General features: G+C 39.3%; 9 protein-coding genes. 8 read left to right on the plus strand and 1 reads right to left on the minus strand.

The window, feature by feature from the left end; genetic code table 11:
* Positions 1–141: 141 nt before the first annotated feature.
* Complete coding sequence (gene secA, locus V7108_RS16320) at positions 142–2,655, minus strand: preprotein translocase subunit SecA (protein ID WP_335568862.1); 2,514 nt, start codon at positions 2,653–2,655, stop codon at positions 142–144.
* A 508-nt stretch (positions 2,656–3,163) separates the two neighbouring features.
* Between secA and V7108_RS16325 the strand changes: the two genes are divergently transcribed.
* From V7108_RS16325 to prfB, 8 genes are all read left to right on the plus strand, one after another.
* Positions 3,164–4,543 (plus strand): NapC/NirT family cytochrome c, encoded by a 1,380-nt coding sequence (locus tag V7108_RS16325; RefSeq protein WP_335568863.1) that lies wholly within the window; start codon positions 3,164–3,166, stop codon positions 4,541–4,543.
* A gap of 26 nt (positions 4,544–4,569) precedes the next feature.
* Entirely contained in the window at positions 4,570–5,727 is a 1,158-nt protein-coding gene (locus V7108_RS16330) for a cytochrome c3 family protein (protein ID WP_335568864.1), read from the plus strand.
* 138 nt (positions 5,728–5,865) lie between these two features.
* Positions 5,866–6,567: a tetratricopeptide repeat protein gene (locus tag V7108_RS16335; protein WP_335510965.1), complete on the plus strand. Its 702-nt coding sequence runs from the start codon at positions 5,866–5,868 to the stop codon at positions 6,565–6,567.
* 16 nt (positions 6,568–6,583) lie between these two features.
* Positions 6,584–7,552, plus strand: coding sequence for a 6-bladed beta-propeller (locus V7108_RS16340; protein ID WP_335568865.1), 969 nt, complete (start codon positions 6,584–6,586; stop codon positions 7,550–7,552).
* Positions 7,553–7,797: 245 nt separating this feature from the next.
* Complete coding sequence (locus V7108_RS16345) at positions 7,798–8,913, plus strand: cytochrome c3 family protein (RefSeq protein ID WP_335568866.1); 1,116 nt, start codon at positions 7,798–7,800, stop codon at positions 8,911–8,913.
* Positions 8,914–9,102: 189 nt separating this feature from the next.
* Positions 9,103–10,134, plus strand: a complete 1,032-nt coding sequence (locus tag V7108_RS16350) for a cytochrome c3 family protein (protein WP_335568867.1) — start codon at positions 9,103–9,105, stop codon at positions 10,132–10,134.
* Between the two features lie 229 nt (positions 10,135–10,363).
* Positions 10,364–12,127, plus strand: coding sequence for a hypothetical protein (locus V7108_RS16355; protein WP_335568868.1), 1,764 nt, complete (start codon positions 10,364–10,366; stop codon positions 12,125–12,127).
* A 343-nt stretch (positions 12,128–12,470) separates the two neighbouring features.
* A protein-coding gene (gene prfB, locus V7108_RS16360; protein ID WP_335568869.1) for a peptide chain release factor 2 occupies positions 12,471–13,572 on the plus strand; the annotation gives its coding sequence in 2 pieces (ribosomal slippage) (positions 12,471–12,542 and positions 12,544–13,572; 1,101 coding nt in all).
* Positions 13,573–13,645: the final 73 nt, after the last annotated feature.

A 13,645-nucleotide genomic window follows, 5' to 3' on the forward strand; every position in this document is an offset into this window, starting at 1 on the left:
TTGAAGGGAACCAAAGCCCATCTTTGATTACCGCCAAGCAGCAGAATCCCCAATTAAGGGAATCAAGTCCTCGACTAGTTATCTCAATAGCCTACAATTAGTAAAATAAAAAGGACTGACAATTTGCCAGCCCTTTACCTTCTATTTCCCTGCCCCGTGGCAGTTCTTATATTTCTTCCCGCTGCCACAATAACATGGATCGTTGCGGCCGATGTTGATTTGGTTTACTTTTGGTTTTTTCTTAACTGCTTCTCCGTCTTCCTTCGGATTGACAGCCTGTCCTTTAGCGACTTCTTGACGCTCAAGGTTGTTGCGGATTTCCGCCTTCATGATATACATAGAAGCTTCTTCCTCGATCGATAAAACCATTGCCTCAAACATTGCGAAGCCTTCATGCTGGTATTCGCGAAGCGGGTCAATTTGTCCGTACGCGCGAAGGTGAATACCCTGGCGCAGCTGGTCCATTTGGTCAATATGGTCAATCCACTTACTATCCACAGCACGAAGTGTAACCACTTTTTCAAATTCACGCATTTGTTCATCAGAAAGGATTTGTTCCTTTTCATCGTAACGTTCCTTCACCTTAGCAAAAATCGCCTCTGTCATTTCCTCTGGGGCTTTACCGCGTAATTGCTCAATGGTAATGTCACCTTCATGCAGCAGGTTAGCATTTACGAAGTCAATAATGCCCTGCAGGTTCCATTCTTCCTCATCCTCATGCTTATTTGCATGTGCTTCAACGTTACGCTGAATGGTAGAAAGAATCATTTTTTCAATAATTTCACGCAGGTTTTCTGATTCTAGCACTTCATCACGCTGCGTGTAGATGATTTCACGCTGCTGACGAAGAACATCGTCATATTGTAAAAGCTGCTTACGAGCATCGAAGTTGTTGCCCTCTACGCGTTTTTGCGCAGATTCAACAGCTTTAGAAACCATCTTACTTTGAATTGGCTGCGTATCGTCCATTCCAAGCCGTTCCATCATCGCTTTCATGTTGTCAGAACCGAATCGACGCATCAATTCATCTTCCATCGATAAATAGAACTGGGTTACCCCAGGGTCTCCTTGACGTCCAGAACGTCCACGAAGCTGGTTATCAATTCGTCGGCTTTCATGACGCTCAGTACCGAGAACGGCGAGACCGCCTAATTCAACAACGCCTTCACCAAGTTTAATATCTGTACCACGGCCGGCCATGTTTGTAGCAATTGTAACAGAGCCTTTATGACCTGCTTCCGCAATAATTTCTGCTTCGCGCTCATGGTTTTTCGCGTTCAAAACATTGTGTTTAATTCCCTTTTTTAATAAATATCTAGAAATTAATTCGGATGTTTCAATGGCTACTGTACCAACAAGGACAGGCTGACCCTTTTGATTGCGTTCAGCAATATCCTCGACGACTGCACGGAATTTTCCATCCATGGAAGCATAAATTAAATCCGGGCGGTCATCACGTGCGATTGGTCTATTCGTTGGAATCACGATAACGTTCATATTATAAATGTTACGGAATTCTTCTTCTTCCGTTTTCGCTGTACCTGTCATACCCGCAAGCTTTTCATACATACGGAAGTAGTTTTGGAAGGTGATTGTTGCCATGGTCATGCTTTCGTTCTGAACTTCCAAGCCTTCCTTTGCCTCAATCGCCTGATGCAAACCTTCGCTATAGCGGCGGCCCTTCATCAAACGGCCAGTAAACTGGTCAACAATAATGATTTCACCATCTTGGACAACATAATCCACATCAAGGTGCATACTGACATTTGCTTTTAATGCCTGGTTAATATGATGGTTTAAGGTTACATGGGAAATATCAAAAAGATTTTCGATCCCGAATGCACGCTCTGCTTTGCTGATTCCTTCATCAGTCAGCATTACGCCTTTGGTTTTTTCATCATACGTAAAATCAGTATCCCTAGTAAGTGTGCGTACAAAAGCATTAGCTTGAATATAAAGAATAGCAGACTTTTGGGCAGAACCAGAAATAATCAATGGTGTACGTGCTTCATCAATTAGAATCGAGTCAACCTCGTCAATAACCGCATAATAAAGCGGCTTCTGTACTTTTTGCTCTTTATAAAGGACCATGTTATCACGCAAATAATCAAAGCCAAATTCATTGTTAGTTCCATATGTAATGTCACAGGCATATGCTTCTTGCTTTTCTTCCTTTGACATACTGTTTAAGTTCAAACCGACTGTTAAACCTAAGAATTGGTATAACTGACCCATTTCGTTTGCGTCACGGCTTGCCAGATATTCATTGACAGTAATAACGTGTACTCCTTTACCTGAAAGGGCATTTAAATAAACAGGCATGGTAGCGGTTAAGGTTTTACCTTCACCCGTCTTCATTTCCGAAATATTCCCTTCATGAAGAGAAATACCCCCCATTAGCTGAACATGATATGGATATAAACCAAGCACCCGCTTAGCTCCCTCACGAACAACCGCGAAGGCTTCAATTAATAGGTCATCCAGTGTTTCACCTTTTTGATAGCGAAGCTTAAACTCTTCCGTTTTTTCTCGGAGCTGATCGTCACTAAGTTTTTCAGTATCTGCAGCCAGTGCGTCAATTTGCTTTGCCAGTTTGTCCAGCCGCTTCAGCTCACGCTTATTTAGGTCGAACACTTTATTTAAAATCCCCATCATATGATGAAACGCTCCTTTATATCTGAATTTAACCTTCTAAAAATATGCTCATTTTCATCCGAAATTTTCGATAATTACCCTTTTTATCTTACCACTTCCGATTTAGAGTGACAACATTGTTACCGTTATAGCCACATTTAGAAAAAAATGACCTTCGAAACTATTATTAGCTAAAAAATCCAAGCATTTCAAAATTGTCTAACTTTTGTATGCAGCCAACCCAGTATTTAGTCTATTTTATCTGCAATTATTTTTAGTTTTTAGTCAAGTTATTGTATAAAAATACATAAAGTTACAGGTTTACAACTTGGCTATATTGTTAACCTAACCCTTTGTTTATCAGTGTTTACATGTTGTTTTTAGGAGAAAGGTCATGTTACTTACCTATGAAAAATTATTCACAAATTGTACATTGGAAAATACTTTTACAATGTTAGATACTACCAATAGAGAGGTTAACTTAGAAATTATATAGAGAGAAAAATAAGAAATGGGAAGGGTGAGTAGAGTGGCCTTTTGGGGGAAGAAAAATAAAGAAAAACCTGAAACGAGTGAAAATAAAAAGAAAACAGGCCCTATACGCAGACTTATGTCTAAAGTCAAAAATATAAATTGGAAGGATCCTGTTAATCGATGGAAATTATTATTTGCATCGATTGTTGCATTTATCGTCATTTTTGGCGGGGGATATGGTGTCATATCTTTCACAAATTCGCCATCATTCTGTGCCAGTTGTCATGAAATGGCACCAGAGTATACAACATTTACAGCAAGTTCACATAGTGAAATCTCCTGTGTACAGTGTCATATAAAACCTGGATTCGTCAACATGATGACACATAAGGTAATTTCATTAAAGGAAGTTTATCATCACGTAATGGGCATACCTGAACAGATTGTTCAAACCGAGCATGAGGCTGTGTCAGATGAAAACTGTCTGCAATGTCACTCGAAAAATCGACTTGTTTCGGCTTCCGGTGACTTAATCGTTAACCACAAAGGACATATTGAAGAAGGTGTCCCTTGTATCAGCTGTCATGCCGGAATTGCACACGCGAAGATAGCGGCCCGCGGTATCAACACCGAGGAAGTCCGCGGTCACTGGACAGAAGAAGTTGCACAGCAAATGATGGAAAAGAAATACTTGGCTCCAAATATGGGAACGTGTATTGACTGTCACGATAAAGTGAATAACGGTGAAAAGCCATGGACAGATGTCGCGTATCTTGTACCACCTAATCCAGAACACCTTGAAGAAGCAGCAAAGAAAACTTCAAACGCAGTAAAACATGAAGCAGCTACCGAAGAAGAAGCGAAAGAAGCCGTTGCACAGCATGACGAAAAAACACAAAAACTAATACTAGAAGCACTTGGAAAACAGCAGAAGGACGTTAAGCTTTCAATGGCATGTGAAACTTGTCATGAACAAGTGAACATTCCGGAAGACCACAAAGTTGCGGATTGGAATAATAATCACGGAGGAACTGCTCTTAATCAACTTGATCAATGTGTGGATTGTCACCAGGATTCTAAGTGGTTTAGAGATATTCCGGAAGAAGATCTTATCTCTCTTTTAAAAATGGCTGAAGTAGAGGAAGAAGATAAAGATCATAAATATAAACCGAACATTACTATTGTCAGAGAGCAGTCAAGAATCAATAAATTCTGTAGTGCCTGTCACTCTGAACGCCCAGCAAGTCACGGTGAAAGTGATCAATACTTAACATCACATGCCAGTAAAGCTACCACGGCAGATCTAAAGGCAGAATGTTTTGTCTGCCATGATCGTGAAGAGCCAAAAGCAGATTCACAGGATGTAAAAGCACCAACAGATGTTTACTGTCAATATTGCCATAGAACTGGCTTTAAAGATGATGTGAAAAACTAAGAAAAATACTCTGGAGGGACGCTTTTATGGATGAAGAACAAAAACAGCTGTCGAACCCTCCCCGTTCCCGCTTAAGATTATATAAATTTATGACACTAACTGTGTTGTTTCTAGCCCTTTTCTTCTCTCTCGGGGTGTTCGGGCTAGAGGCAACTTCAAGCTCTAAGTTCTGCGCCTCATGTCATGAGATGCAACCTGAATACTTTACGTGGAAGGCTTCCTCGCATAGTGAAGTGGATTGTGTTAATTGTCATATCGAACCAGGGATTAAGCAGACAGCTAAGGATAAAATTGGGTTAATCACTAAGGCCGTAAATAAAAGTGATGATCAAAATGTAGCACCAATACGAATGCCTGACGAGATTCCAGATAGTACATGTGAAAGCTGTCACAATGTGGTGCAGAGAGAATTTACAGTTTCTGGAGATATCATCATCCCACATGATAAGCATAAAGAAGAAGACGTTACATGTATTCAATGTCATAGCGGAGTCGCCCACGGTGAAATTGCCGATAGAGAAATGACCTTTAAGACAGATTATGATAAATGGGATAGTGATTTAGGAGTTGCGGCAATGGCTGATTTGAAATGGACACGCCCAACAATGGATACATGTATGGATTGTCATGAATCTAGACAAGTCACAACTGAATGCAGTGCCTGTCATACTACCGGTATGATTCCAAAGAGCCATGAAGAAACAAATTTTAAAACCAAAACACACGGAAAACAGGCAAAGGAAGAATTGAAGGATTGTAATTCCTGTCATCGATATATGTCCTCTGTAGACCTTGAAGGTTATGAAGGTGCTTCAGTTCTGGACAAATATATACAGACTGACAGCGGAAAATCTCCTAAAACAGAAAGAACGTATGCAAAAGAAAACACTTATTGTCAGGATTGCCACAAAATTCGACCAGAGAGTCATGCAGATTCGTTCTTTGGTAACCACGGCTCCAAAGCAAGCAATAACGAAGAAACCTGCTATACATGCCATGAGCCAAATCGATCAAACACATCAAGCAGTAATACAGTGAATTGTTCATCCTGTCATCAGATGAAGCATTTAAATAAGTGGCGTGATAATCATCCTGTTGCAGTGGGAAATGTTAATAATCCGCAAGAAAGCTGTTATACCTGCCATGTCAAAAAGACGTGCAGTTCCTGTCACAAAAAAGAATAAGCTGGGCGCAAGTCAGCTTGGGCTTTCCGATATTTTTATAACAGTGCAATTTGAGTTTTAGCTTTTGTAGGTTTCAATCTTCAAAACGGATTGATAATATCCAACAGAAAATAATGATGAAGTATGAGGAGGATTCTTATGGAGGCCCATGAACTCCCAATAAAAGAAAATCCGGAAACAAACAAGGATACGGTGATTAAGAAAAAAAATGACCGCTTCACTAAATTACAGGGAATATCCTTAATTATTGCGACACTTCTTATCAGCTTGGTTGGCGGCTATATGATCAGCGACAAATTTATTTGGAGTAAGCAGAATCAGGATCGAATTGTACAGCAAGTAAACTATTATGAAGGTTTGGTTAGCAAAGAACCAAATAAACCAGAGCATCGTGTAAATCTTGGCTATTCCTATCATTTAAATGGTGAGAATGAAGAAGCTATTAAACAGTTACAAATGGCTATCGACTTAGATAAAAAGAATGTTTCGGCGTATTTTAATCTTGGGCTGGTCTATAACGATGAAGAACGCTATGATGATGCACTTAAGCAATCTAATAAGGCAGTTGAGTTAGCTCCAAGAGATTATAAAGGTCATTTATTAGAGGGTATGATTTATCGTAAACTCAAAATGTATGAGAAAGCATTAGCTTCTCTTCAGGAAGCAGATAAATTAATGCCTGTTAATAATGATATTATTTTCGAGATTGGCAGAGTAGCAGAGGATCAAGGTAATGTACAAGATGCTGAGGAACTGTACAAAAAGGCATTAAGCTATGACCCTCTTTATAAGCCTGCTTCTGAAGCATTAACTAGAATAGCAGGAAAAGACAGCAAATAAAAGGAGATGACTAGAATTGAAAAAGTCAACAACGTATATATGGATGAGTGCCATGGTTGTACTTTCTATAGCCCTATTCTCAGCCATCACCTTTATGGATTTGGGGCCAACGCTAAAGCCAATTGTGGCAGCAGCGAACCCTACTGATGGGGGAGAACCAGAATTTAGACAGTCTTTTTATGGCAGCTTTGAAGCGCCTTTAGACAAGCCAATGGATGTTGCGAAAATTGGAGAATTTATTTACGTTTCGGATACCAAAAATACTCAAGTGCAGGTTTTTGACCAGTCCGGTAATAATGTAAATGCATTCGGTAAAAAAGGTACGGAAAAAGGACAATTCCAATTCCCATACGGAATTGCCGGTGATAAAGATGAACAAGTTTATGTAGCTGATTTATATAATGGGAACATTTCCATTTTTACCTCTAAAGGGGAATTTATTAAATTCTTCCCAGACAACGATAAATTGATTCAATCACCTGGTGGATTACGTATCTACGACGAAAAGCTTTATGTCACGGATATTAAATCAAACAAGTTGTTCATTTTTGATTTACAAGGTAAAAAGCTAATGGAAATCGGCGGTGCCGGTCAGGATGAAGGGAAGTTCATCGCCCCTAATGCCGTTGCAGTCGACCGAGATAATCAAATTTATGTCACAGACTCTGGAAATAATAGAGTTCAAGTTTTTAATAAAGACGGAAAATTTATTAGAATCATAAACGGATCGGATGATGGTAAAGGAACTGCGCTATTCGTAAATCCCCGCGGAGTAGCTGTTGATTCAAAAGGAACCGTTTATGTAGTCAGTAATTTATCACATAACATCTATGCCTTTGACCAAGATGGAAAAAAAGTAAGGGAATTAGGTGGAATGGGGACAGACAATGGCCAGCTATATCTGCCAAACGGACTATTCATTGATGAATTTGGTGCCATATATGTAACAGATACCATCAATCAAAGAATTTCAGTGTTTTACTAAAGTAATGTCCTTTATTAAAGTAATTCACACAGAAATCTAGCAATAATGTTCACGAGACCTTAAAAAAACCTCCCTTTTTTATTCTACGTGATTTCTATATTTCTAGATAAAGATCCCTTCCTTTCGGTATATGGGGAATAGTGATCTCCTTAAAGGTGGTGATGCGAGGAAAAAGAGCTAACGTTTTAGAAGTCAAACATACTAGAGAGAAAAAAAGAGAGAAAGAAATTGGGAGGTTTTTAGAGATGAGCAAGGTGAAATTAGGATTTACAGCATTATTTACGCTTATTTTATTAAGCATGTTCGCTGCATTTGCTTCTGCAGAAGGAACGTTTGTTCCAACGCCTGGCAACCCAGCACCAGACATCCATGTTGGAACCATCGATAACAATGGTGAAGTAAACCAACACAGAACACATGGTAATTTCCAAAATAACACTAACTCTTGTGCAAACTGCCACAGCACGCACAATGGGGACAGTGCAACACTATTGAAGTTCGAAGAAACTGAAGCTGATCTTTGCTTGACATGTCATGATGGTACTTTAGGCTTCTATAACGTAAAAGGACAAGGTGCAGGTGCAGGTACTTTCAACACTACTCATGAAAGTTCCTCTATGCACAATGTAGGTACTGTTGCAATTGGAGCAGCTCCTGGTGCTCTTGATCAAAAAGCTAATGAAGAGCAATTACAATGTTCTAGCTGTCACAATCCACACGGATCTACTAATGACCGTTTATTAAAACAAACTGTTGCTGGTGTAACGTATTCTACAACACCAATTAAACTTGCTTTAACTGAAGACCCAGAATTTGCAGCGATCAACAGCAGCTCTACAAACTCTGGATTAAAGATTACAAAATCAGTTGGTCCTAAAGAATCTGCAGATAAAGTTAACTATGCTAACTTCTGTTCTACTTGTCATGATACTTATGACACTGGCAGCGGAAAGCAAACAGCTCTTGGTCACTACTCACATACTACAAACAGCTCTTCAGCTGGACGTAACTGTGCAAGCTGTCACTATGCTCACGGAACAGATATTACACTTCTAAAAGACGCTGCTGGTAAAACACTTGCAGATTATACTAAGCCAGTTGCAGATGGCGGTATGGGCTGGACAGATGCTGTTGCGAAAGAATACATGAAAGATGTAAGTGCTGGTGGTTCAAACAATAAAAAGTACACTAACATGTCTGTTTGTTGGACTTGTCATACATCAAGTCACCCGCTTGACACTCCAATGCCTGCACAAGTAGGAGATCCAAACGCTGGTACTGGTGAATTATGGAACTACGTATGGAGCACAAGATACAACAAGATGATTCCTACATTCAATGAAAAAGCTAATATTCGATAAAAAAAAGCCAACAAATAGCCCCACTATTTGTTAGCTCAATAAAAGTTCAAATGGAACAGGGTAGTAAATTGATCTTTACTACCTTGTTTTCTATCAATATTATTACAATTTGTCAAAAATTAAAACTGATAAGTTTTATGTAAAAAAGAGAGAGAAAGAGAGAGAGAGAAATTTGGGAGGTTTTTAAGAATGAGCAAGATTAAATTAGGCTTAACTGCTTTATTTACGTTGTTGTTGTTTAGCATGTTTGCTGCAATGGCTTCTGCTGAAGAACCGTTTGTTCCTACACCAAACAACCCAGCCCCTGGGATTAACGTTGGTACTATTGATAACAATGGAAATGTAGCATCTCACAGGACGCACGGAAATTTTCAAAACAACACAAACTCTTGTGGGAACTGTCACAGCACCCACAATGGGGATAGCGCAACACTATTAAAATTTGAAGAAACTGAATCAGACTTGTGTTTAACTTGCCACGATGGCACATTAGGCTTCTATAACGTAGAAAAGAATTCTGGCGCTGGTGTATTCAATAGCAGCCATGATAGTTCTTCTATGCACAATGTAGGTACGGTTGCAGTGGCTTCTGCACCCGGTGCACTAAATCCAACTGATGAAGAACTACAATGTTCCAGCTGTCACAATCCACACGGATCGGTAAACGATCGTTTATTAAAAACAACTGTTAACGGTAAAACTTATTCTACAAAAGCAATTGATCTTGAACTAGTTGAAGATCCTGCTTTTGCAGAATTCAATGCTAGTACTGGCCCAACTGGTTTAAAAATCTATCAATCTAAAGGTCCTGTATTTGTAAACCAAGATTTACCTGATGTTCCACAACGTGTTTATTCAAACTTCTGTTCTACATGTCACGAAGATTACTTAAAGTCAAGCGGTTCGGAACGTGTTGATGGCCACTATTCTCATACAACTAACAGCTATAAAGCTGGACGAAACTGTGCAAGCTGTCACTACGCACACGGTACTGACATTACATTATTAAAAGATACAGCTGGTAAAACAGTTGCTGACTATGTAAAGTCTGGCTGGACTCAAGAAAAAGCTGCAGAATATATGAAAGATGTCAGCGCTGGAGGCTCTGCTATCAAAAAATATACGAACATGACCGTATGTTGGGCATGTCACCAAACTACCTATAAACTTGACACACCTCCTGTAGCAGGCGGAAACTACTCAGGTAAACCAACAAGATAAAAAGGCTAACAAATAGCTCTGCTATTATTAACCTCAAATTTGGTTTTACAAATTAGTTAGTAAACAAGGTAGTAATAGAAATTATTACTGCCTTGTTTTATTAGTACAGCCTGTTGCCAAATTGTCAAAAAGAATACCTTAACGATGATAATTAATGTTAAATCAGTTGATATAATAAAAGAAAAAAGCGCTAAATGGCTTTTATTATGTACAGAAAAAGGTGGATATTATGAAGAGGACGAACTATAGACAAAGGTTATTTTCATATATTGTCATAACGAGCGTTTTCCTTAGTTCTTTCCTTTCTTATTCTCCTGCTGACATCGTTTTTTCTGCTCAAGGTGATCCTTATTTAGAGGTGAAAACTCCGAGTGAAGCCGCGGTGTTTGATGTTACAACGGTTGAATTTACAGGCAGTTTGTCAGATGATCGTACACCACCTGATCAGCTTTCACTAAAAATTTTTGAGAAACTTGATTCCGGTAGTGAGCCTATTGAAATTACGAATGATGGGCAGTTGAAGATTTCTGTTGATGGCCAAAACGGTAATTGGGCATTTACAAAGGAATTTACCGAAGGAAATCATTTACTTTCTTTTGTCCTTATGGATATGGACGGAAAGTCAGTCGAAAAAACCATGAATTTTACGGTTAAAGAGCCAGTTGTCGAAGTGAAGGAAACACTAACGGAAGAAACTATCATAGAGCCGGTGATTCTGACAACAGAAACTGTACAGACTGCGGTTGAAGATAACGTTCCAAGGCCATATATAGTAGATATGAAAATTATCCCGCCAGGTGTTACAAATGCAAGTGAGTACTTACCTGCTGAGGATATGACCCAAGTCCCTTTGGATTCAACAATCATGGTGGTTATCAGAGAAACTGGGGCATTACATTACACTCAACCTTTGTTTGTTTCATCAAGTAAAGGAGAAATCAAAAGTATAGAAGAATTAGACGGGAAAATCCCACAACGTAATGAAGATGGGGATTATGTTATTATGTTTACCCCTGCTGCACCGTTAGATTCAAGCACAACTTATTATGTTTATGTAAATCCTGCTATAACCAATGAATTTGGTCAAAGGATCTTTCCTAGATTCTTTAAATTTACTACTACCAATGTATATCATATAGGAGATATTCACGGAAACTACACGAATAATACCAATGCATGTGCATATTGTCATAGCACACATACCGGAAAAACTGCCACACTTGAAGGTGGAGAGTTTGGAGCTTCCGAAGATAATTTCTGTATGGTGTGTCATGATGGAACGAATGGATCACCAATGCCTGATAAATATAATAGTACAAACAAACATAATCAACACACAGACGCAGTATCCAAGAAATCTGAATCATGCACAAGCTGCCATAATCCACATGCTTCTTGGACAGCAGAAAATCCAGCTAGACTTCAAAGTGATCAAAAACCGGGGGCAAGTCACTTCCAAACCTTTACATATAAAAAGGCGGGAACAGCCACTGGTACTATCGAAGATTTTACCCTTTGCTTTAGCTGCCACGATGGCAGTAAAGCACCAAATATTAAACAATACTATGAGAGTGGAACTTTATTAGCAGAATCTGGTCATAACATTACTGCTGTCGATGGCAGTTCCCTTAATGGACAACTAGCCTGCGCAGATTGTCATGAAACACATGGTTCAAATAATATGATGTTACTGCGAGAAGAACTTGGTAATGTAAAAGTTGCAGATGCTGATAAATATAAGACAACCGGCACTGCATGGGATGCTGCCAATGAGCGTCAATTCTGTTTGAAATGTCATAATAATACAACCGAGGTTTATGGAAAGACTGGTAAATTAAAAGATAAGAATACTTCTGGTGAACCAATCTTAGGTCATCAATCAGCAGATATACAAAGCTGCTCTGCCTGCCATGGCGGTGCTAAAAAATCCTATATGGATGCAGCACATGCACCTAAAAAAGCCATTTACCTACCTGAACAAGCAAATCCTTAAAAACGAGAGCCCTCCTCTCGTTTTTTTGTTTGTGGATAAGTTAGCTAATCTACCTAAAGTAGTTAATAAATTGTAGATAAGTCCTGTGGATTTGTAGATATGTGGATAAATTATTTAAATTTTTGTAAAAGTCATGCAATTGGCTCTACTTATCCACAAACATTTTTGGGATTTACTAAACCTTCTGTTGATAAGTAGTAATCATGCTCAGGTGGGTTTCGTTGAATACTTCTTGTATTTATTTTTGTAATTCCCCCCATACTCAGTCTATAATGGAAAAGGAACATACGAACGATCATGTCATATGCTACAAACAGACGTAATTTTTATAGAGGTGAAGAAAATGGAATTAGCGGAAATTCGAAGTGAGCTTGAGAAAACAGCTAAACGTTTAGCGGACTTTAGGGGGTCTCTTTGACCTTGAAAATAAAGAAGCAAGAATAGCGGAACTTGATGATCAAATGCTTCATCCTGATTTCTGGAATGACCAAGAGAAAGCCCAGACTGTTATAAGTGAAGCAAACGCACTAAAAGATCAGGTAAATGAGTTTACGAATTTATTTGAAACATTTGAGAATCTTGAAGTCAGCTACGAGCTTGTAAAAGAAGAAAGTGACGAGGAATTACAGGCAGAGCTTGAGGAAGAGTTGGTTAAACTAACCTCAAGATTAAATGACTTTGAACTTCAGCTACTGCTGAGTGAAGAATACGATAAACATAATGCAATCCTCGAGTTACATCCAGGTGCGGGCGGAACCGAGTCACAGGACTGGGGCTCCTTACTTCTTCGGATGTATACACGCTGGGCTGAAAAGAAGGGCTTTAAGGTTGAAACGCTTGATTATCTTCCTGGTGATGAAGCTGGGATTAAAAGTGTAACCTTGGCTATTAGAGGGCATAACGCCTACGGTTATTTAAAAGCAGAAAAAGGTGTACATCGTTTGGTAAGGATATCACCGTTTGATGCCTCAGGACGCCGTCATACATCGTTTGTATCTTGTGAGGTAATGCCTGAATTTAATGATGAAATTCAAATCGATATTCGTACAGAGGATCTCAAAATTGATACGTATCGTGCCAGCGGTGCCGGCGGACAGCATATCAATACAACGGATTCTGCAGTAAGGATTACCCACACACCAACAGGGGTAGTGGTGACTTGTCAATCCGAGCGTTCACAAATTAAGAACCGTGATGCAGCAATGAAAATGCTGAAGGCTAAGCTTTATCAGCGCGAAATCGAACAACAAGAGAAAGAACTATTGGAAATTCGCGGTGAACAAAAGGAAATTGGCTGGGGAAGTCAAATCCGTTCCTATGTTTTCCACCCATATTCAATGGTAAAAGACCATCGAACTGGTGCCGAAAGCGGGAATGTTCAAGCTGTTATGGATGGAGAAATTGATCAGTTTATCGACGCTTACCTGCGTTCGAGAATTTCATAATATAAGTAAAGCCTTTGCCAATGAGTCGGCAAAGGCTTTACTATTGGGATTTCACTTACACCTTATCTTTTCC

It is taken from the genome of Neobacillus vireti (genome assembly GCF_036962345.1).
Taxonomy (GTDB): Bacteria; Bacillota; Bacilli; order Bacillales; family Cytobacillaceae; genus Neobacillus; species Neobacillus vireti_A.